Origin of the sequence: Alistipes provencensis (genome assembly GCF_900083545.1) — a bacterium.
In the GTDB taxonomy this organism is placed as follows: domain Bacteria; phylum Bacteroidota; class Bacteroidia; order Bacteroidales; family Rikenellaceae; genus Alistipes; species Alistipes provencensis.
The window spans coordinates 2,843,072-2,864,143 of sequence record NZ_LT559262.1 but is presented as its reverse complement, the minus strand read 5'-3'; the positions used below and the strand labels follow the sequence as shown (position 1 = coordinate 2,864,143).

Here is a 21,072-nt window from a genome sequence, read left to right as displayed (position 1 = left end):
CGCATGGCATCAGGCTTTGGTCTGCTTGGAAATGTTTATGAGCGTCTCGATCTTCTCCTTGAGGTCCAGCACCTCGTCCTTGAAGTCGCCCTTGACGGCAAACGGCACGCGGAACGCGATCCAGTCGCCCAGCCCCTTGTTCATCCGCTCGATGGGCGTCACGCAGTAGATCGACATGAAGTAGAAGAGCATCAGCACGATGGCGATCATCACGGCCACCGAGATCAGCACCGGCGTAACGGCTCTGTAGGCATTCTTCTTCATCTGTTCGGCACGCGGCACCAACGAACTCTGCGTCGAGGTCATGTAGCTCTTGATGGCGGCGGTCAGGCGGCCGTAGAGCGCCTGATATTCGTCGCTGTACCACCTGCTGCCGAGCGAGTCGGCACGGCCGGCAGCCACCGCTGCGGCGGCGTTCGCAGTTCCGACACCCCCGAAAGCGAGGTAGTTGTCCGTCAGCAGACGCAGCTCGGTCGTGGCGAAAGCCAGCGAATCGAGAAACGATTTCTCGAGAGCCTCGCCCTGAGCCACCGACAGCGTACTTTCGAGCCGCTCCATGCTGGCGCGGCACAGGCTGTCGCACGACCGGTCGCCGAAGACCGAAAGTTTGATGAGCGCAATATTCTGCTCGTGGGCCGCGTCGAGCATCTCCTTGGCCAGCTCGATGTTGCGTTTGTTGGCCTTGAGTATCTCGCCCGTATCGCGGCTCAGGTGGCTCAGCTCGAGAAACGAGACCATACCCGAAAAAAACAGCAGGCAGACGATGCTCAGAAATCCGACCGTCACCCGTTTGCGCATACCCGTCATATCTCCATTGTTTAACGTTCCTGCAAATATAGTGATTAATCCCGGATTTCCCCCATCAGATCGTGAGATTCGTCCATCTCCCCGAGTTTCACGCGGCAGAGCGTGTTGACCTTCGCGGCATCGTAGGGGGCCTTCACCCGCCGGTAGTTGCCCGTAAAGCCGAACATCATGCCCCCGCGTCGCGTACTTTCGAAGAGCACCGTATCCTCCGTCCCGACGGCCCGGGCGCAGAATGCACCGTGCAGGCGGTCGCAGAGGCCCTCCAACTCGGCCACTCGCTCCGTGGCCACCGACGACTGCACCTTGCCGGGCAGCTCGACGGCCGGGGTTCCGGGACGCTCCGAGAAGGGAAAGATATGCAGGAAAGCGGGTTCCAGTCCCGCCAGAAAATCATAGGTCGTGCGGAAATCGGCATCGGTCTCGCCCGGAAAGCCCACGATCACGTCGATGCCGATGAAGGCGTCGGGCATCAGCCGCCTCACGGCCGCGATCCGCTCGGCGAAACGCGCCGTGGTGTAACGGCGGCGCATCAGCCCGAGTATCTTGTCCGAACCGCTCTGGAGCGGGATGTGGAAGTGATGCATGAATTTAGGTGACGCGGCGCAAAAGGCTATGATCTCGTCGGTTAGGAGATTCGGTTCGATCGACGAAATGCGGTAGCGTTCGATCCCCTCGACTTCGTTGAGCGCCCGCAGCAGGTCGATGAATTTCTCGCCCGTCGTGCGGCCGAAATCCCCCGTGTTGACGCCCGTCAGGACGATCTCCTTCTGGCCCGCCGCCGCAATCTGACGCGCCTCGGCCACGAGGTCGGCGATCGGCATATTACGGCTCGAACCGCGGGCGTAGTGGATCGTGCAGTAGGAGCAGCAGTAGTCGCACCCGTCCTGCACCTTCAGGAAAGCCCGCGTGCGGTCGCCGCTCGAGAAGGCCGCGAAGAACGACGTGAGCGACGCGGTGTCGCAACTGTACACCTGCGCACGGCCTTTGCCCGACAGTTCAAGCACCCGTTTAAATAACGCTCCCTTGTCGTTGTTGCTCAACACGATATCGACACCGTCGATGGCGGCTATCTCCTGCGGTTTCAACTGCGCGTAACACCCCGTCACGGCGATGATCGCCGCAGGGTTGCGCCGGTGGAGCTTGCGGATCAGGTTGCGGCATTTCTTGTCGGCATGCTCGGTCACCGAACAACTGTTGATGACGCAGATGTCCGCCTCGGCCGTGGGGGCCACGCGGACGAAACCGCCGCGCTCGAACTCGCGGGCGAGGGTCGAGGACTCCGAGAAATTGAGCTTGCAGCCCAAGGTATGAAAATTGACTCTGCGAGGTTGCATAGATTCGTATTTTTCCGGCACGAAATTACGAAAACTGTGCGAAAGGAGGAGGCTTTTCCGATAAAAAAGCGTAAATTTGCGCGCAATTAAACAACGCAAAAGAAGCACGGCGACATCTGTCCACGGTATATCGTTGATACACAACCGACAACTTCGCCCTTGGAAAGATATGGAATTTTTCAGCGACCTGATCCAATACGGCTATCTCTCGAACGCACTCACGGCGTGTGTGCTTTCGGGCATAACGTGCGGAGTCATAGGAACCTATGTCGTCTGCCGCCGCATGGTTTTCCTCGCCGGAGGCATCACCCACGCCTCGTTCGGCGGACTGGGCATCGCCTTCTATCTGGGGGCGAACCCGATCATCGGGGCGCTGGTATTCGCCGTCCTCTCGGCGCTGGGCATCGAATGGGCCGGCAGCCGGGGGCACATCCGCGAGGATTCGGCCATCGGCATCATCTGGTCCGTCGGCATGGCCGTCGGGGCGCTGTTCATGAGCCTGCGCCCGGGCTACACCTCGGGCGACCTGTCGGCCTACCTCTTCGGGAGCATCGTGACCGTCACCGACAGCGACGTCGTGTCGCTGGCCGCGCTGACGGCCGTGATCGTCGCCGGAGCCCTCCTGTGGCTGCGGCCCGTGATGTATGTCGCCTTCGACCGCGACTTCGCCCGCAGCCGGGGCATCCCCACGCGCGTGATCTCCTACCTGATGGCCGCGCTGGTCGCCGTGACAATCGTCCTCTCGATCCGCATCATGGGCATCGTGCTGCTGATCTCGCTCGTGACGATGCCCGTGGTGATCGTCAACACGCTTTCGCGTTCGTACCGCACCATCGCCCTCACGGCGCCCCTCGTAGCCGTCGCGGGCAACGTCGCGGGGCTCGTCGCCAGCTACAATTTCGAGGTTCCGCCCGGCGCCGCCATAATATTTACCCTCACTCTTACGCTTATACTGGTAAAACTTGTATCTTTGCGTAGCAAAAAACAGCGAGCAGCCGCATGAAGACCATCCATAAACTCGTTCTGAAATCCTACTTGGGGCCGATGGTCCTCACGTTCTTCATCGTCATGTTCGTGCTGATGATGAACATCGTGTGGCGTTATATCGACGAACTGGTGGGCAAGGGCCTGAGCGCCGGAATCATCATCGAGCTGATGACCTACTTCATGGCCAACATGATCCCGATGGGACTGCCGCTCTCGATGCTGCTGGCGGCGATCATGACCATGGGCAATCTGGGCGAGAACTACGAACTGCTGGCCATGAAATCGGCCGGCATGTCGCTGGTGCAAATCACCAAGCCGCTCATCATACTGGTGGCGTTCGTCTCCGTCGGCAGTTTCTTCATCGGCAACAACCTCGTCCCGAACGCCAACAAGAAGCTGTACAGCACGCTTTACGACATCCGACAACAGAAGCAGGCCCTCGAATTTCAGGACGGGCTCTTCTTCAACGGGATCGAAAACATGTCGATCCGCGTGAGCCACCAAGAGCCCGACACGCACCTGCTGCACAACGTGCTGATCTACGACAACCGCGCCGCCAACGGCAACATGAACACCATCGTCGCCGACTCGGGCTACATCCGCCTTTCGGACGACAAGCGGTACCTGCTGGTGACGCTCTTCCACGGCGAGACCTACGAGCAGACGCGCAACAGCCAGTGGTTCACCAAGAGCGCCCTGCGCCACCACACGTTCGAGCTGCAGAAGCAGGTGATCCCGATGGACGGATTCGCACAGGGACGCACCGATGCCGACCTCTTCTCGAACAGCCAGACCAAGAACATTCAGGAGCTTCAGCACGACATCGACTCGCTGGAGATAAAGGTCAACGCCGCCACGACGAGCTCCTACGAACCGCTGCTGAAAGAGCAGATTTTCGCCCGCGACAACACCGTACTGCCGCTGCCCGACAGCCTGCAGGTCGACAAGCGCCATTTCCGTGACATGCTGGCGCAGGATTCGATCGCCGGATTGTCCACGCGCGACAAGGAGCGCGTATGGGATCAGGCCCGGACGCTGGCCAAGAACTCGCGCAACATGTTCGCGTTCGACGAATCGGCCGCCAAGGAGGCGCTCAACCAGCTCTACCGCTCGAAGGTCGAGTGGCACAAGAAAATATCGCTCCCGGTGTCGATCCTGATCTTTTTCCTGATCGGCGCGCCGCTGGGCGCCATCATCCGCCGCGGCGGACTGGGACTGCCGGTGGTGGTGTCGGTAATCTTCTTCGTGATCTATTACATCATCAGTCTCTCGGGCGAGAAGCTGGCCAAGGAGGGTAACTGGGACGCCGTTTACGGCATGTGGCTCTCGACCTTCATCCTCACGCCGATCGCCGTATACCTTACCTACAAGGCCACCAACGACTCGGCATTGCTCGATACGGACTGGTACGCCGGAAAACTGAAGGCGCTGCGGGACAAACTGACCCCGGGAATCAAAAAAATGACGAACGCGATAAAATTCAAACGAAATGGCAAAAAACACGATTCTGAATAGTGTAGAGGAGGTTATCGAAGACTTCCGCATCGGCAAACCCGTTATCGTCGTCGACGACGAGGACCGCGAAAACGAGGGCGACTTCATCGTCGCCGCGGAGAAGATCACTCCCGAGATCGTGAATTTCATGCTCAAGGAGGGCCGCGGCGTACTGTGCGCCCCGCTGTCGGAGAAACGCTGCGCCGAGCTGGGCCTCAATATGATGGAGGAGAACAACACCTCGCTGCTGGGCACGCCCTTCACCGTGACGGTCGATCTGCTGGGCAACGACTGCACCACGGGCGTCTCGATCCACGACCGCGCCGCAACGATCCGCGCGCTGGCCGATCCCGAAACGAAACCCACCGATCTGGGCCGTCCGGGACATATCAATCCCCTGCGCGCCCGCGACAAGGGCGTGCTGCGCCGTCCGGGACACACCGAGGCGGCCATCGATCTGGCCCGTCTGGCCGGATTGCAGCCCGCAGGCGCACTGATCGAGATCATGAACGAGGACGGCACGATGGCCCGTCTGCCGCAGTTGGTGGAGATCGCCAAGAAGTTCGACCTGAAGATCATCTCGATCGCCTCGCTGATCGCCTACCGCCTCAAGGAGGAGTCGATCATCGAGAAGGGCGTGACGGTTCCCCTGCCCACGGAGTGGGGCGGGTTCCGCATCACGCCGTTCCGCCAGAAATCGAACGGCGTGGAGCATGTAGCCCTGACGAAAGGGGAGTGGACGGAGGACGAACCCGTGCTGGTGCGCGTACACTCGTCGTGCGTCACGGGCGACATCTTCGGTTCGTACCGCTGCGACTGCGGCGAACAGTTGCACCACGCCATGCAGATGATCGAAAAGGAGGGCAAGGGCGCCGTCATCTATCTCAATCAGGAGGGCCGCGGCATCGGGCTCTGCAACAAGATTCACGCCTACAAGTTGCAGGACGAGGGGCTCGACACCGTCGATGCCAACCTCAAGCTGGGCTTCAAGGCCGACGAGCGCGACTACGGCGTGGGCGCGAGCATCATCCGCGAGCTGGGCATCCGCCACATGCGCCTGATGACCAACAACCCGCTCAAGCGGGCCGGACTGGAGGGCTACGGACTCTGCATCGACGAGATCGTGCCCATCGTGATCGCCCCGAACCCTTACAACGAACACTATCTGGAGACCAAGCAGGAGCGCATGCACCACACGCTGGGTCTGGAGAAAAAATAGCAAAATGGAGATCGCACACATCGCCATCTGGACCGAACGGCTGGAGGAGTTGCGGGATTTCTATGTCCGCTACTTCGGAGGTGTCAGCAACGGCAAATACACGAATCCGGCCAAAGGGTTCGAATCCTATTTCGTGGCGTTCGGCGGAGGGTGCCGGCTGGAACTGATGCGCCGAACGGACATCCGGGGCCGCAACTCGGCCATGCAACTGGGACTATGCCACATGGCTTTCGAACTCGGCAGCCGCGAAGAAGTGCTCGCACTGACCGAGCGGCTCCGCAGCGACAATCACCCGATTCTCGGCGAGCCCCGCATCACGGGCGACGGTTATTTCGAGAGTGTCGCGGCCGATCCGAACGGAAACCAGATCGAACTTACCTGCAAACAGACATCATGAACGCCAAAGACCTTCGCATCGTATTCATGGGCACGCCCGAATTCGCCGTGCCTTCGCTGCGGGCGCTCGTCGCCGGCGGCTACAACGTCGTGGGTGTGGTGACCACACCCGACAAACCCGCCGGACGGGGCCGGAAACTCCACCAGAGCGAAGTTAAGATCGCCGCGCTGGAGCTGGGACTTCCCGTCCTGCAACCCGAAAAGCTGAAAGACCCGGAGTTCGTCGGGGCGATGCAGGCGTTGCGGCCCGACTTGGGCATCGTGATCGCCTTCCGAATGCTTCCCGAGGTGATCTGGGCCATGCCGCAACTGGGGACTTTCAACCTCCATGCGTCGCTGCTGCCCCAGTACCGCGGGGCGGCGCCGATCAACTGGGCGATCATCAACGGCGAGACCGAGACAGGCGTCACCACGTTTCTCCTGAACCACGAGATCGACAAGGGCGGCATCATCGGACAGGTCCGGGTGCCCATTCTCCCGGAAGACAGCGTCGGGACGCTCTACGAAAAGCTGATGACCACCGGAACTACGTTGGTCACCGAAACCGTGGAGCGCCTCGCCGCAGGGGAGATTCAGCCCGTCGAGCAACAGCACATCGACGAGTCGACGCTGCGGCCCGCCCCCAAGATTTTCAAGGAGGACTGCCGGATCGACTGGACGCTTCCGGGCCGGCGCATCGCGGATTTCATCCGCGGCCTGTCGCCGTATCCGGCGGCGTGGACCGGGATGTTCCGCGAGGGCGACGAGGAGCCGCAGAGCGCCAAGCTGTTCTCGGCGACGTTCGAAGCCGCCTCCCACGGCCTGCCGTGCGGCACGGTTGAGAGCGACGGCCGGACCTTTATCCGCGTGGCGTGCGCCGACGGATGGATCGTTGTCGGGGAGTTGCAGATAGCCGGCAAGAAACGGCTCCCGGTGCGCGACCTGCTGTTGGGCTGGCGCGACGTGAACCAATACAGATTCCAAAAATAACCCGATTCTTCGCTGCTGAACCGTTTTTCCCGAAAACCGTCCCATCACGGTCTTCGGTTGTAAAAGATACACCGTCAAATGAAACTTCGTATGCAAAACCCCGAACGACCGGACTTACCCACCGGTCGAATGGGCCGTTATGGAAGGATAGCGACCTATCTGCTGCTGACACTGGCTTTCTACATCACCCTGACGATCGTAGATGAGGTATGGGACATTTACCATCACCACTATTTTGCCATCTGGGCCCAGCGTGCCGCGGACGCCATGCTGCTGGCGCTTCCCGTCTGGTTTCTGTACCGGAAACGCTGGTTGTTTCTCTGGATCGTGCTGGTTAATCTCTACCTGCTGTCGAACGTCTGGTATTACCGTATTTATTACAGCATCATGCCGCTGAACTCCTACCTGATGGTGAACAACCTCCGGGGGCTCGGCCCGAGCATCTGCGCCTCGATGCGGGCCTCAGACCTGTGGATCGTGTTTCCGTCGGTTTGTTTTGCCGCAGGGTATATCCTTTTCGGACGCCGTATATCGGGAGGGGGGGGGAGACGCCTCCGCACCACGGGTTTGACCGTCAGCCTGCTGCTGATCGTCGTCACCACCATTCCACCGTATTTCAATGACCCCAATGAGTTCAAACACCCATGGCCTTGGTTCCGGAACGAAATCATGGTGGGCCTTCACAAATACGGACTGATCGGCTACTGGTCCTATCAGGCCGCCTACCTGCACGGATGTTCGGCGGAGGAGAGCGAATATGCCGCGCAGTTCGTCGAAGCCGCGGAGCGCCGCGCCTCCCGGGAACCGATCGTGGCGGACCATCGCCGAAACCTGATCGTCGTGCTGGCGGAATCGTTGGGCAGTTGGCCGATCGGACTGGAGATCGACGGCACGGAGGCAACGCCCTTCCTGAATTCGCTGGCCCGGGACACCAGCGTACTCTATTTCCCGCGGGTGCTGCCGCAGGTGAAGGACGGGCGGTCGTCCGACGCACAACTGATGCTCAACGCCGGACTGCTGCCGCTTGAAAGCGGGGCGGCAGCCAGCCTTTACGGCTGCCGGAATACCTATCCGGCGTTACCCAAAGCACTGGCCCGGAGAGGATATACCTCCGCATCGCTGATCTGCGACTCCCGCCACTACTGGAATCAGGAGGCCACCTCGAAGAGTTACGGATTCGACAGATATCATTACGAACTGAGCCGCGGACCGATGCGCCGCGCCGATGAGGAACTGTACAAAAACGGACTCGAAATCCTGAAGGAACTCCCGCAGCCGTTCTATGCCCAGATGGTTACGATGTCGGGACACGGACCATACACGAAGTCGGATATCGAAAGTCCGCTGAACAATGCCGACATCCCGGACGAAGAGGCCAAATACTATCTGGTCACTGCGCAGTATGTGGACCGCTGTCTCGGCGGGTTCATCGACTCGCTCAAGGCGTGCGGGCTCTACGACAGGAGCATCATCGTCATCACGGGCGACCATGACTCCATTACCCGCAACCAGTACGAAGGGCGCGAAAAACGGGAGTTGAGCGACCGTTACATCCCGCTCTTCATCCTCAATGCACCGCTGAAGGCCGAAACGGGAAACGTCATCGCACAGATCGACATCTATCCCAGCCTGCTCGACCTGATGCACGCACAGGACTACGATTTTCACGGGTTGGGCGAGAGCGTTTTCCGTCACCAGAGCGACTGCGCCGCCGACCACTCCAGCGGCTGGGTGGGCGGCAACCGGAGCGATTCGGTCCGGCAATACCGGAAAGAGCTGTGGCGGGTCTCGGACATCCTGCTGCGAACCGACTATTTCAAATCCCGGCTGTAACAGAAGCGAGGCGCCTTTTCGGGGCGCCTCGCTTGCTTGTCCGGCCTACTTGCCGATCTTCTTCTCGATCTCCTCTTTCGGGAGCGGCTTGGTGCAGAAGAACCAGTCGTAGCACTTGGCCCCTTCGGGAATCTTCTCCTGATCGTCGCCCTTCATCGGCACGATCACCTCGTCGCCCGGACGCCAGTCGGCAGGCAGTGCGATGCCGAAAGCGTCGATGGTCTGCAGGCCGACCAGCACGCGCTTGATCTCGTCGAAATTGCGGCCCAGCGCCAGCGGATAGTAGATCATCGCCCGCAGCACGCCCTTCGGATCGACGAAGAAGACGGCCCGCACGGCTGCCGTCTGACTCTCGCCGGGCTGGATCATGCCATAGAGCGTCGCCACCTTCATCGCAACGTCGTCGATGATCGGAAACTCGACCTTTATATCCTTCATGCCCTTGTACTCGATTTTCTCGCGGATGGTTTTCAGCCATGCGATATGGCTGTTGCGGCTGTCCACGGACAAACCGACCAATTCGCAGTTCAGCGCCCGGAACTCCGCCATGCGGGCTCCGAACGTAAGTATCTCGGTCGTACAGATCGGAGTAAAGTCGGCGGGATGGCTGAACAAGATCACCCATTTGCCCTTGTAATCGCCCGGGAAGCTGATCTTCCCTCTGGTGGTCATCGCTTCGAATGCCGGAACGGGTTCGCCCAGACGCGGCATCTGCTGTTCGTTCTTTTCCATAGTCTGAAATTTTAAAGTTAATGACGGGCACGCAAAATCAATGCCCTTCAACATATGACCTATTCTTTCATCCACTAAAATAGTACTTTTAACGACATGTTATTCACCGTTTTGCGATCTTGCACGAATCGGTCTACACAAACGACGGTTTCGGTTAGGAGCTGCGGCATGTTCGGTCGGCCCGATACAACAAAAAGGCGCCCCTTTCGGGACGCCTCATTTTCTTGTTCCGCACGAATCAGCGAACTTTGCGGATGATCTCGCCGCCGTGCTTGATGGCCTCCTCGTTGGCCGGAAGCATCTTCCACGCACGCTCGGGGAGCGACTTTTTCAGGCCCACCATCACGTTCTCCATCCCGACTACAGGACGCACCTTGAGGTAACCGCCCAGAATCATCGTGTTGAACAGCTTGGCCTGGCCCATCTTCGCACACTCGGCCGTGGCGTCGATCGCGTAGACCTCGATATCCTTGCGCACCGGATGGCGCGTGATGCCGTTCGTGTCGTAGATCAGCACGCCGCCGGGCTTGACCATCGGCTCGAATTTCTCCATCGACTGCTGGTTCAGGATGATCGCCGTATCGAACTCGTGGGCAATGGGCGACGAAATCTTCCTATCGGAAAGAATCACTGTCACGTTGGCCGTGCCGCCGCGCATCTCGGGACCGTAGGAGGGCATCCACGTCACCTCGAAATCCTGCATTACGCCCGAGTAAGCCAGAATCTTACCCATCGAGAGGACGCCCTGTCCTCCGAATCCTGCAATTATCAACGTCTCTTTCATAGCTTACTCGTTTTTAACGTCCTTGATATCGCCCAGCGGGTAGTAGGGCAGCATGTTCTCGGCCAGCCACTGATTCGAAGCCACGGGCGAGAGTTTCCAGCCGCTGTTGCAGGTCGAGACGACCTCGACCATCGAGAAACCGTTGCCGGCCATCGAGTTCTCGAACGCCTTGCGAATCGCCTTCTTGCACTTGCGCACGTTGGCCGCCGTATGCACGCTCTGGCGCGTGATGTAGGTGGCACCGTCCAGATGGGCCATCATCTCGGCAATCTTGTAGGGATAGCCGTTCAGCCGCGGATCGCGTCCGTAGGGGGTCGTCGCGGTCTTCATGCCCAGCAGGGTGGTCGGGGCCATCTGGCCGCCGGTCATGCCGTAAATCGCATTATTAATATAAATCGCCACGACGTTCTCGCCGCGCGCCGCCGCATGGATCGACTCCGCCGTACCGATGGCCGACAGGTCGCCGTCGCCCTGATAGGTGAAGACCAGATTCTGCGGGTAGAGCCGCTTCACGGCCGTCGCAACGGCCAGTGCGCGTCCGTGCGCCGCCTCGATCCAGTCGATGTCGATGTAGTTGTAGGCGAACACCGAGCAGCCCACGGGCGAAACGCCCACGGTCTTCTCCGCGAGCCCCATCTCCTCGATGACCTCGGCGACGAGCTTATGCACCGTACCGTGGCTGCAACCGGGGCAGTAGTGCATGACATTATCGGTGATGAGCGCCGGTTTCGTATAAACCAGATTCTCCTTTTTGATTTCAACCTCTGCCATCGTCTTTTACTTTTTAATCAGTTTTTCCTTGAGCGCGTCGAGCACCTCGTCGGGATTGAACATCATGCCGCCCTGACGCCCGTAATGCTCGACGGGGGCTTTGCCGTTGACGGCAAGCCGCACGTCCTCGACCATCTGTCCGGCGTTCAGTTCGGCCGAGAGGAATCCCTTGACGCCGCGGGCCGCCAGTTCGGCAAGCTGTTTCTTGGGGAAAGGGTAGAGGGTGATCGGACGCAGCAGGCCGACCTTCAGCCCCTCGGCGCGGGCCATTTCGACCGTCGCCGAGCAGATGCGGGCCGACGAACCGAACGCCACGATGACGTAGTCGGCATCGTCGCACTCGATGGCTTCGTAGCGCACCTCGTTCTCCTCAAGGGCCTTGTATTTCTCCTGCAGGCGCTTGTTGATGATCTCCATCTTCTCGGACTGCAATTCGAGCGAGGTCACGATATTGCGCGCCCGGCCGGCGGGTTTGCCCTGCGTGGCCCACGAACCGCACTCGGCCTTCAGCTCCTCGTCGGTCTTGCGCGGACGCTGGGGCGCCAGCACGACCTTCTCCATCATCTGCCCGATGGCGCCGTCGGCGAGGATCAGCGCCGGATTGCGGTATTTGAACGCCAGATCGAACGCCTCGGCCACATGGTCGTGCATCTCCTGCACGGAGTTCGGAGCCAGCACGATCAGGTGGAAATCACCGTGGCCGCCGCCCTTGCAGGCCTGAAAATAGTCGCCCTGCGAGGGCTGAATCGTACCCAGCCCCGGACCGCCGCGCTGGCAATTGACGATCAGGCAGGGCAGCTCGGCACCGGCCAGATAGCTCAGCCCCTCGGACATCAGGCTGATGCCGGGGCTCGACGACGAGGTCATCACCCGCTTGCCGGTCGAGGCGCCGCCGTAGACCATGTTGATCGAAGAGATCTCCGACTCGGCCTGCAGCACCACCATGCCCGTGGTCTCCCACGGTTTGAGCTCCATCAGGGTCTCCATCACCTCCGACTGCGGGGTAATGGGATATCCGAAATATCCGTCGCAACCGTAGCGAATGGCCGCATGGGCGATCACTTCGTTGCCTTTCATCAGTTTTACTTCCTTCTCTGCCATAGCCTATTCGAATTTTTGACGATAAACCGTGATGACGCTGTCGGGACAGATCACCGCACACGAAGCGCAGCCCGTGCAGGCATCGGGATTCACCATCCGCGCCACGGGGTAGCCCTTGCTGTTTACCTCTGCCGACAGAGCGAGCACGTCGCACGGGCAGGCCGAGGCGCAGACCCCGCACCCCTTGCAGCGCTCTTTATCGACAACGATTGTTCCTTTGATTTTAGCCATAACGCTATAGTATTGTTAAGTTGCTTACAAATATACGAAAAATTCCATGCCTTGGCTTGTTTTTCGTTATAAAAAATCGCCGATCCGTGATAAAACAACGCTTCTTTAAAAAAACGTTTACACTCCAAAAGGGTCAACTGTCCCTGTTTCAGAAAATTCAGCGCCCGAAAAGTTCGGACATAACGAAAAAAGTGTTAATTTTATAGCATCCGGTCATTTTTCCGGACAACCAACCACCAAAACCCAATGCCTTATGGAAAACAAATTCTTCACCTTCCTTGACCCCATTCTCGGACTCATCGACGACGGAGCGTTCTTCCGCAAACCGTTCCGCTGGCTCTACACGCTGCTGGCGGCGCTCAACCTGCTGGTTCCCATCGGGGTGCTCGTAGCGGCCATCGACAACCACGTCTTCAACGCGGGAGGCAAGTTCGTCGTGGCGTTCATCGTGCTCTTCCTCATCATCTGCGGACTCTCGTGGTTCGGATTCCAGATCTGGTGGAACCGCCGCGACAAGGTCAACGCATCGTCGCAGGACGGTGACGAATTCGTCGCCATCCCCGTTTTCTCGCATTTCCTCCAGACCTGCGGCGAGTGGCTGGGCATGTACGTCGGTGTCGGCGGGTTCGTCCTGTCGCTGGTGGCCGCCCTCTTCTTGGGCGACAGCTCCGGAATGATGGGCCATGCCCTCGGAATGGGCAATCTGGTCGGCGGAAGCATCTGGTCGTGTCTGCTCTTCCCGATCTACGGATTCCTGATCGTGGTCGTCGCCCGCGTCTTCGCGGAGCTCTACCGCGCGCTGGCGTCGATCGCCAACAATACCCGGAAATAGTCCGGAACACCCTGCAAAAAAAAGAGCTGCCCGAAAAGGCAGCTCTTTTTCAATTATTTTTCTTCGAACGAGTGGATCACCACCCCCGAGCGGAGCTTGGGTTCGAACCACGTCGTCTTCGGAGGCATGATGTTGCCCGTGTCGGCGATTCGGATAAGTTGTTCCATCGAGACGGGATAGAGGGCGAAAGCCGCCTTCATCTCCCCGCTGTCGACACGGCGTTTCAATTCGCCCAGACCGCGGATGCCGCCCACGAAGTCGATGCGCTTCGACGTGCGCAGATCCTTGATGTCCAGAATCCTGTCCAGCACCAGATTCGACAGCACCGTGACGTCCAGCACCCCGATCGGGTCGTTGTCGTCATAGGTGCCCGGCTTGGCCGTCAGGCTCCACCAGCGGCCGTCGAGATACATCGCAAAGTTGTGCAGGGCCGTGGGGCGGTACTCCTCCGTTCCCTTGTCCTCGACCGTGAACGACTCCTTCAGTTTTTCGAGGAGTTCGGCGGGCGTCAGGCCGTTCAGGTCCTTCACCACGCGGTTGTAGTCGATGATGCGCAGTTGGTTGGCCGGGAAGGTCACGGCGAGGAAATAGCAGTACTCCTCGCAGCCCGAGTGGTTCGGGTTCTTCGCGCGGCACTCGGCCCCCACGCGGGCGGCGGCAGCCGTGCGGTGGTGTCCGTCGGCGACATACAGCGCCGGGATGCCTGCGAACAGCTCCGTGATGCGGTCGTTGGTCTTCCGGTCGCGGATGACCCACAACTGGTGCCCGAAGCCGTCGGCGGCCGTGAAATCGTACTCCGGAGCGTTGTTCTTCACCACGTCGGCGACGATGGCGTCGATCTCGGCATTATCGGGGTAGGCGAAGAACACCGGCTCGATGTTGGCCTGCTGGTTGCGGACGTGGATCATGCGGTCCTCCTCCTTGTCGGGCCGCGTCAGCTCGTGCTTCTTGATCGCCCCCGAGAGGTAATCCTCGAAGTGGCAGCACATCGCCAGTCCGTACTGCGTGCGGCCCTCCATCGTCTGCGCATAGATATAATAGTACTCCTCGGGGTCCTGCCGGAGCCATCCCTCGGACTGCCATTTGCGGAAATTCTCCACCGCCTTGTCGTAAACCGGCTCGGAATGTTCGTCGGCGATGGGCTCGAAATCGATCTCGGGTTTGATGATGTGCAACAGCGAACGCTCCGTAGCCTCGGCCTTGGCCTCGGCGGAATTCAACACGTCGTAGGGACGCGACGCTACCTCGGCGGCATGCTCCTGCGGCGGACGGACCGCGCGGAAAGGTTTTATTCGTACCATAAAGTCTTGTTTTAGGCGAAAAAGGCGGGCGTTTCCGCACCCGCCTTTCCCGATACATTTATCGTCTATTTATTGACCTGAAAACGCGTGTTGCCGTTCTTCAGGAAATCCACGATCTGGCTGGCAGCCGCCAGACCGGCGTTGATGTTGGCCTCGGCAGTCTCGGCGCCCATCTTCTTCGCCGTGGCGAAAACCCGTTTGCCGAACTTCTCATCCAGCTCGGCCTGATTGCCGGCGGCGATGTCGGTGATATATTTCAGGTCCTCGCGCTCGGTCAGGGCACGCACCAGACCGGCTTCGTCAATCACCTCCTTGCGGGCGGTGTTGACCAGCGTCGCGCCCTTGGGCATCGACATCAGCAGGTCGTAGCCGATCGAACCCTTGGTCTGCTCCGTGGCGGGAATGTGCAGCGACAGGAAGTCGGACGCCTTGTAAAGCTCCTCGACCGACGCCACCTTCTTCACGCCGTCGGCCGCGAAGACCGCCTCGTCGGTGATGAACGGATCGTATGCGACAACATTCATGCCTAACGCCTTTCCCTTGCGGCCGACCAGCTTGCCGACGTTGCCGTAAGCGTGGATGCCGAGGGTCTTGCCCTGAATTTCCATGCCCGTACCCGGGGTGAAGCGGTTCCGCGACATGTAGATCATCATGGCCAGCGCCAGCTCGGCTACGGCGTTGGAGTTCTGGCCCGGGGTGTTCATCACCACGATGCCCCGCGCCGAAGCCGCCCCGAGGTCCACATTGTCGTAACCCGCACCGGCGCGGACCACGATCTTCAGGTTTTTCGCCGCGGCGATGACCTCGGCGGTCACCTTGTCGCTGCGGATGATCAGTGCATCCGCGTCGGCCACAGCCTCCAGCAGTTGGCTCTTGTCGGTGTATTTCTCGAGCAGCGCCAGTTCATAGCCGGCATCTTCCACGATCCCGCGGATTCCGTCGACGGCCTTCTTGGCAAAAGGCTTCTCCGTTGCAACCAGTATTTTCATAGTATCGATCAATGACGTAAAATAAATATCCTGTTCTCTCTTCGTCTCCCGCATCAGCGGGACGATGGTCGGGCACATGCTGTTACGCGTGTTTTTCGGCGAACTCCCGCATGCAGGCCACCAGCGCCTCGACACTCGACTTAGGCAGGGCGTTGTAGCACGACGCGCGGAAACCGCCCACCAGACGGTGGCCCTTGATGCCGACCATGCCGCGCTCCTTGGCGAACGCCATGAACTCGTCGGCGAGGTCTTCGTATCCCTCGGCCATCACGAAACAAATGTTCATCAGCGAGCGGTCCTCCTTGACGGCCGTACCGCAGAACAGCGGGTTGCGGTCGATCTCGTCGTAGAGCAGGGCGGCCTTCTCCTTGTTGCGGCGGTAGATCTCGGGAACGCCGCCGATCGACTTGAGCCACTTGAGGGTCTCCTTCAGCACATAGATCGGGAAGACGGGCGGGGTGTTGAACATCGAGTTGTTCTCGACATGGGTGCGGAACGACACCATCGACGGCAGGTCGCGGACGATCTTGTCGAGCATGTCCTCGCGGATGATGGCGAAAGCCACGCCCGCGGGAGCCAGGTTTTTCTGTGCTCCGCCGTAGATCATGGCGTATTTCGAAACGTCGACCGGGCGGGAGAGGATGTCCGACGACATGTCGGCAACGAGGGGCACGGGCGACGAGAGGTCCTCGTGGTACTCCGTACCGTAAATCGTATTATTAGAGGTAATATGCACATAGTCCAGGTCGGCCGGAATGGCGAAGCCCTTGGGAATGTAGGTGAAATTTTTGTCCTCGGACGATGCCAGCACTTCGACCTCGCCGTAACGCTTGGCCTCCTTGATGGCCTTCTTCGCCCAGACACCCGTATTCACATAACCGGCCTTCTTGCCCAGAAAGTTCGCGGGAATTTCATAAAAATAGGTGCTTGCACCGCCGCCCAGATAGATGATCTTGTAGTTGTCCGGAATATGGAGCAATTCCCGGAAAAGCTGGTCGGCTTCCTCCATCACGGCGTCGAAATCCTTCGTCCGGTGAGAGATCGAAAGCAGCGAAAGACCCGATCCGTTGAAGTCGAGAATTGCCTTGGCCGCATTTTCGATGACCTCGTCCGCCAGGATGGAAGGTCCCGCATTGAAATTGTGCTTTTTCATAATGATTCGTATGTGATTTGAATGATCTGACTCCTAACTGTTAGTTTACTAACACAAATGTAAATAAAAAAAATTATAAATACAAAGATAGCCAAATAAATTTCATTCCGCAGAAAGAATGCGCCTCTTTTTGGATAGTTTTTACTATTTTTGCAGGAAATTCAAGTCCTCATCCACACATGGTAAAATCAATGACCGGCTTCGGCAAAGGCGAGGCCACGCTCCAAAATAAAAAGATCACGGTCGAGATCCGTTCGCTCAACTCCAAACAGATGGACCTCTCGCTGCGGCTTCCGGCCGTCTACCGCCAGTCGGAGAACGAACTCCGCAACGTCATCACGCGCACGCTCCAGCGGGGTAAGGTCGACGTCTTCGTCTCGGTGGAGTCGCAGACGGTCGAGACCCCGGCCCGCATCAACCGCGAGGTCTTCCGCGAATACCTGCGGCAGATGAACGACACGCTCGCGTTCGCAGGCATCGACGCCGATTACGACGCCATCCTGCCGGTCATCATGCGCATGCCCGACGTGGTGTCCACCGAGTCCGAAGCCATTTCGGAGGAGGAGCACACCGCGCTGATCGCCGCTGCGGAGGCCGCCGCCGCACAGCTCGACGCCTTCCGCGCACAGGAGGGGGCGATCCTGATCGCCGACCTGCTGCGCCGCGTGGAGCTGATCGAGCAGTACCGCGACGAGGTGGTTCCTTTCGAAAAGGCCCGCACGGAGACGGTCCGCAACCGCATTCTGGACAACCTCTCGAAACTCCCCGTCGACGTGGACCGCAACCGGCTGGAGCAGGAGATGATCTTCTACCTCGAGAAGCTGGACATCACCGAGGAGAAGGTGCGCCTCACCAACCACTGCAAATACTTCCGCGAGGTGGCCGCAGGGGAGGAGGGCGCAGGCCGCAAGCTGGGCTTCATCGCTCAGGAAATGGGCCGCGAGATCAACACGATGGGTTCGAAGGCCAACGAGTCGAACATCCAAATCCTCGTAGTCAAGATGAAGGACGAGCTGGAGAAGATCAAGGAACAAGTGTTGAATATATTGTAGAAATATCCAGACGAATTCCGGCTGACAACCCGGTCGCATGCGATAAGCCCCTCCCGAGGGAGGGGTTTGGGGTGGGGTCAGACTTGTAAACGACGCCAACGGCGGCGACAACAGGAGACCGGGTTGCTAACCGACATAAAATCAATCGCCATCTGATTATGGGAAAAGTCATCATATTCTCGGCCCCGAGCGGCTCGGGCAAAACCACGATCGTCCGGCACCTGCTGGAGCGTTATCCTCAGTTGGAGTTCTCCATCTCGGCGACCAGCCGCGCACCCCGCGGACAGGAGCGCGACGGAGTGGATTACTATTTCCTTTCGCAGGAGGAGTTCATGAAGGCCGTGGCCGAAAACCGCTTCGTGGAGTGGGAGGAGGTCTACAAAGGCACCTGCTACGGCACGCTGCGCAGCGAGGTCGAGCGCATCTGGGCCAAGGGCCATGTGATCGTCTTCGACGTCGACGTGATCGGCGGCATCAACCTCAAGCGCATCTTCGGCGACGACGCCTGCTCGGTGTTCGTCATGCCGCCCTCGATCGAGGAGCTGCGCCGGAGGCTCGTCACCCGCGGCACCGACGCCCCGGAGGTGATCGAGCGCCGCGTAGCCAAGGCGGAATTCGAACTGACGAAGGCCCCGGAGTTCGACCATGTGGTCGTCAACGACTGTCTCGAAGAGGCCGTGGGCGGTACATGCAGTATTCTCGACCAATTCATCGCGCGGTAGGATGAAACGGGTGATGCTCTATTTCGGGTCGTTCAACCCCGTGCACAAAGGCCACATCGCGCTGGCGGAGTATGCTGTCGAACAGACGCTTTGCGACGAGGTCGTGCTGGTCGTCTCGCCGCAGAGCCCCTACAAGGCGGCCGACGAACTGGCTCCCGAAATGGACCGTTTCGAAATGGCCGAAATCGCCTGCGCCACTTCGAAATATCCGGAAAAAATCAAACCGTCGGTCGTGGAATTTCTGCTCCCGAAGCCCTCATACACAATAGATACCCTGCGTTACCTCAAGGAAAACTTCGGGTCCGACATGCAGTTCTCGATCCTGATGGGCAGCGACCAAATCGCCCGGCTCGATGGCTGGAAGGAGTACGAGAAAATCCTCGAATATCCGGTCTACGTCTATCCCCGCCGGGGCGAACCGGCCGAAGGATTCGAGGGGCGCATCACGCTGCTGGCGGACGCCCCTTTGCAGGATTTCGCGTCGACGGACGTGCGCGACCGCATCGGGCGGGGCGAGGATACCTCGGCCATGCTCGACGAGGGCGTCGCCGCCTACATCCGCCGCAAGGGGCTGTGGAGCCCCGCGGCACGGATCGCGGCCCTCACGGCACGGATCGCCGAGGCTCCGGACGACACGGCGCTCTACATCGAGCGCGGCAGGCTCCATTACCGGATGGGCGAGTGGGGCCCGGCGCTCAACGACTTCAACGCCGTGCTGCGCATCGACGCAGAGCATGTCGAGGCCCGGCAGTTCGCCCGGATGGTGCAGGAAATACTGGAATTCCGATACAAAGACATATACAATCCCTGAAATGACACGTTTGAAGATAGCTCTTCTGGCCGGCGGAGATTCGCCCGAGCGGGAGATCGCCCTCCAGAGCGCCGCACAGATCGAAGCGGCCCTCGACCACACGAAATACGACATCACGGTCGTCGACCTCCACCACCGCGACTGGCACTACACGGCGCCGGACGGCCGCCGGTGGCAGGTCGACAAGAACGACTTTTCGATCACCGTCGACGGTGTCCACAAGGCATTCGACTACGCCCTCATCATCATCCACGGCACGCCCGGCGAGGACGGTAAGTTACAGGGATACCTCGACATGATGGGCGTTCCCTATTCGTCGTGCTCGATGACCTCGTCGGTCATCACCTTCGACAAGATCACCACCAAGCGCACGCTGGCGGGCCGTGTCAACCTCGCCCGCGAAATTTTCCTGCGCAGGGGCGAAGCGTTCGACGCGGCGAAGATCGTCGCCGACCTCGGCATGCCGCTGTTCGTGAAGCCCAACGCCAGCGGTTCGTCGTTCGGCGTGACGAAGGTCCACACCCCGGAGGAACTGCCCGCGGCCATCGACGCGGCATTCGCTCAGGACGATGAAATTTTGATCGAGGAGTGCATCGCAGGGCGTGAAATGGGCTGCGGAATGATGATCGCCGGCGGAAAGGAATATATCTTCCCCATCACGGAGATCGTTTCCAAAAAGGATTTCTTCGACTACGAGGCCAAATACACCGCCGGGTATTCCGACGAGATCACCCCGGCGGACATCGCCCCCGAGGTCAGGGCCGAGCTGAACCGCATGACCCGCGAAGCATACAAAGTATGCCGCTGCTCGGGCGTCGTAAGGGTGGATTTCATCGTCACCCCGGCGGGAAAACCCTATCTCATCGAGCTGAACTCGATCCCCGGCATGAGCGCCGGGAGCATCGTCCCCAAGCAGGCCCGCGAAATGGGCATGTCGCTCGGGGAACTCTATGACATCATCATCGCAGACACATGCCGCAAATGATCGAGATCGACGACAAAATCGTGAGCGCCGACCTGCTGCGCGAATGCTTCGCCTGCGACATCGCACAGTGCAAGGGCATCTGCTGCGTCGAGGGCAACGCCGGAGCGCCGCTCGAAGAGGAGGAAGTCGCAATCCTCGAACGCGAATACCCCAACTACAAGCCCTACATGACGCCCGAAGGCATCGAGTCCGTCGAACGGCAGGGTTTCATGGTCGTGGACGAGGACGGCGACCTGACGACGCCGCTGGTCGGCGACGCCGAGTGCGCCTATACCTACGAGGAGAACGGCGTGACGCTCTGCGCCATCGAAAAAGCGTGGCAGGAGGGCAGGACCCCGTTCCGCAAACCGATCTCGTGCCACCTCTATCCCATCCGCGTGATGCGCTTCTCGAACGGTACCGTGGGGCTCAACTACCACCGCTGGTCGGTGTGCGCACCGGCCCGCCGGTGCGGTGCGAAGCTGGGCATCCCGGTCTACAAGGCCCTCCGGGAACCGATCGTCCGACGCTTCGGCGAGGAATTCTACAAGGCGCTGGAAACGGCCGAAGAACTCATCAGACAACAATGA

At 59.7% G+C, this 21,072-nt stretch carries 22 protein-coding genes; 12 read left to right on the top strand and 10 right to left on the bottom strand.

From position 1 onward, the window contains the following. Nucleotides 1–9 precede the first annotated feature (9 nt). Nucleotides 10–807 carry a hypothetical protein gene (locus BN5935_RS11185; protein WP_064976155.1) on the bottom strand — a complete coding sequence of 266 codons (798 nt, stop codon included), beginning with the start codon at nucleotides 805–807 and terminating at the stop codon, nucleotides 10–12. A 35-nt stretch (nucleotides 808–842) separates the two neighbouring features. Further along, on the bottom strand, nucleotides 843–2,141 hold the full coding sequence (gene mtaB / locus BN5935_RS11180) for a tRNA (N(6)-L-threonylcarbamoyladenosine(37)-C(2))-methylthiotransferase MtaB (RefSeq protein WP_064976154.1): 1,299 nt from the start codon (nucleotides 2,139–2,141) through the stop codon (nucleotides 843–845). A gap of 169 nt (nucleotides 2,142–2,310) precedes the next feature. Here mtaB and BN5935_RS11175 point away from each other — a divergent pair, with 169 nt between their 5' ends. From BN5935_RS11175 to BN5935_RS11150, 6 genes are all read left to right on the top strand, one after another. After that, on the top strand, nucleotides 2,311–3,144 hold the full coding sequence (locus BN5935_RS11175) for a metal ABC transporter permease (protein WP_064976153.1): 834 nt from the start codon (nucleotides 2,311–2,313) through the stop codon (nucleotides 3,142–3,144). Next, nucleotides 3,141–4,643, top strand: a complete 1,503-nt coding sequence (locus tag BN5935_RS11170) for an LptF/LptG family permease (RefSeq protein ID WP_064976152.1) — start codon at nucleotides 3,141–3,143, stop codon at nucleotides 4,641–4,643. The genes BN5935_RS11175 and BN5935_RS11170 overlap by 4 nt, the downstream gene beginning before the upstream one ends. Then, nucleotides 4,618–5,841 (top strand): bifunctional 3,4-dihydroxy-2-butanone-4-phosphate synthase/GTP cyclohydrolase II, encoded by a 1,224-nt coding sequence (locus tag BN5935_RS11165; protein WP_064976151.1) that lies wholly within the window; start codon nucleotides 4,618–4,620, stop codon nucleotides 5,839–5,841. The genes BN5935_RS11170 and BN5935_RS11165 overlap by 26 nt, the downstream gene beginning before the upstream one ends. A 4-nt stretch (nucleotides 5,842–5,845) precedes the next feature. After that, nucleotides 5,846–6,238, top strand: a complete 393-nt coding sequence (locus BN5935_RS11160) for a VOC family protein (protein ID WP_064976150.1) — start codon at nucleotides 5,846–5,848, stop codon at nucleotides 6,236–6,238. Next, the gene (gene fmt / locus BN5935_RS11155) at nucleotides 6,235–7,206 is read left to right on the top strand and encodes a methionyl-tRNA formyltransferase (RefSeq protein ID WP_064976149.1); all 972 of its coding nucleotides are present in this window, start codon (nucleotides 6,235–6,237) and stop codon (nucleotides 7,204–7,206) included. The genes BN5935_RS11160 and fmt overlap by 4 nt, the downstream gene beginning before the upstream one ends. A 129-nt stretch (nucleotides 7,207–7,335) precedes the next feature. Then, on the top strand, nucleotides 7,336–9,039 hold the full coding sequence (locus BN5935_RS11150) for an LTA synthase family protein (protein ID WP_064976148.1): 1,704 nt from the start codon (nucleotides 7,336–7,338) through the stop codon (nucleotides 9,037–9,039). A gap of 45 nt (nucleotides 9,040–9,084) precedes the next feature. Here the strand turns inward: BN5935_RS11150 and BN5935_RS11145 are convergent, their stop codons facing one another. From BN5935_RS11145 to BN5935_RS11125, 5 genes are all read right to left on the bottom strand, one after another. Next, the gene (locus BN5935_RS11145) at nucleotides 9,085–9,771 is read right to left on the bottom strand and encodes a peroxiredoxin (RefSeq protein ID WP_064976147.1); all 687 of its coding nucleotides are present in this window, start codon (nucleotides 9,769–9,771) and stop codon (nucleotides 9,085–9,087) included. Between the two features lie 238 nt (nucleotides 9,772–10,009). After that, nucleotides 10,010–10,555, bottom strand: a complete 546-nt coding sequence (locus BN5935_RS11140) for a 2-oxoacid:acceptor oxidoreductase family protein (RefSeq protein ID WP_064976146.1) — start codon at nucleotides 10,553–10,555, stop codon at nucleotides 10,010–10,012. Between the two features lie 3 nt (nucleotides 10,556–10,558). Then, nucleotides 10,559–11,326 carry a thiamine pyrophosphate-dependent enzyme gene (locus BN5935_RS11135; protein ID WP_064976145.1) on the bottom strand — a complete coding sequence of 256 codons (768 nt, stop codon included), beginning with the start codon at nucleotides 11,324–11,326 and terminating at the stop codon, nucleotides 10,559–10,561. 6 nt (nucleotides 11,327–11,332) lie between these two features. Next, nucleotides 11,333–12,427, bottom strand: a complete 1,095-nt coding sequence (locus BN5935_RS11130; protein ID WP_064976144.1) for a 3-methyl-2-oxobutanoate dehydrogenase subunit VorB — start codon at nucleotides 12,425–12,427, stop codon at nucleotides 11,333–11,335. A 3-nt stretch (nucleotides 12,428–12,430) separates the two neighbouring features. Then, nucleotides 12,431–12,658 carry a 4Fe-4S binding protein gene (locus BN5935_RS11125; protein WP_064976143.1) on the bottom strand — a complete coding sequence of 76 codons (228 nt, stop codon included), beginning with the start codon at nucleotides 12,656–12,658 and terminating at the stop codon, nucleotides 12,431–12,433. 253 nt (nucleotides 12,659–12,911) lie between these two features. On the opposite strand from BN5935_RS11125, the gene BN5935_RS11120 reads away from it, so the two are divergent. Next, a complete protein-coding gene (locus tag BN5935_RS11120; protein ID WP_064976142.1) occupies nucleotides 12,912–13,490 on the top strand; it encodes a hypothetical protein in 579 nt (192 codons plus the stop codon). Between the two features lie 53 nt (nucleotides 13,491–13,543). Here BN5935_RS11120 and BN5935_RS11115 read toward each other — a convergent pair whose 3' ends face one another. From BN5935_RS11115 to serC, 3 genes are all read right to left on the bottom strand, one after another. Continuing rightward, nucleotides 13,544–14,791, bottom strand: coding sequence for a DUF1015 domain-containing protein (locus tag BN5935_RS11115; RefSeq protein WP_064976141.1), 1,248 nt, complete (start codon nucleotides 14,789–14,791; stop codon nucleotides 13,544–13,546). 65 nt (nucleotides 14,792–14,856) lie between these two features. Next, on the bottom strand, nucleotides 14,857–15,780 hold the full coding sequence (locus BN5935_RS11110; protein WP_064976930.1) for a 3-phosphoglycerate dehydrogenase: 924 nt from the start codon (nucleotides 15,778–15,780) through the stop codon (nucleotides 14,857–14,859). Between the two features lie 82 nt (nucleotides 15,781–15,862). Further along, a complete protein-coding gene (gene serC, locus BN5935_RS11105) occupies nucleotides 15,863–16,933 on the bottom strand; it encodes a 3-phosphoserine/phosphohydroxythreonine transaminase (protein WP_064976140.1) in 1,071 nt (356 codons plus the stop codon). Nucleotides 16,934–17,124: 191 nt separating this feature from the next. Between serC and BN5935_RS11100 the strand changes: the two genes are divergently transcribed. The 5 genes from BN5935_RS11100 to BN5935_RS11080 all read left to right on the top strand — a co-directional run bounded on the left by BN5935_RS11100 (nucleotide 17,125) and on the right by BN5935_RS11080 (nucleotide 21,072). Then, nucleotides 17,125–17,985 (top strand): YicC/YloC family endoribonuclease, encoded by an 861-nt coding sequence (locus tag BN5935_RS11100; RefSeq protein ID WP_064976139.1) that lies wholly within the window; start codon nucleotides 17,125–17,127, stop codon nucleotides 17,983–17,985. A 158-nt stretch (nucleotides 17,986–18,143) separates the two neighbouring features. Beyond that, nucleotides 18,144–18,707 carry a guanylate kinase gene (gene gmk, locus BN5935_RS11095; RefSeq protein ID WP_064976138.1) on the top strand — a complete coding sequence of 188 codons (564 nt, stop codon included), beginning with the start codon at nucleotides 18,144–18,146 and terminating at the stop codon, nucleotides 18,705–18,707. A gap of 1 nt (nucleotide 18,708) precedes the next feature. Then, on the top strand, nucleotides 18,709–19,518 hold the full coding sequence (nadD, locus tag BN5935_RS11090; protein ID WP_064976137.1) for a nicotinate (nicotinamide) nucleotide adenylyltransferase: 810 nt from the start codon (nucleotides 18,709–18,711) through the stop codon (nucleotides 19,516–19,518). 1 nt (nucleotide 19,519) lies between these two features. Further along, nucleotides 19,520–20,503 carry a D-alanine--D-alanine ligase gene (locus BN5935_RS11085; RefSeq protein ID WP_064976136.1) on the top strand — a complete coding sequence of 328 codons (984 nt, stop codon included), beginning with the start codon at nucleotides 19,520–19,522 and terminating at the stop codon, nucleotides 20,501–20,503. After that, nucleotides 20,500–21,072, top strand: coding sequence for a DUF3109 family protein (locus BN5935_RS11080; protein WP_064976135.1), 573 nt, complete (start codon nucleotides 20,500–20,502; stop codon nucleotides 21,070–21,072). Before BN5935_RS11085 ends, BN5935_RS11080 begins: the two co-directional genes overlap by 4 nt.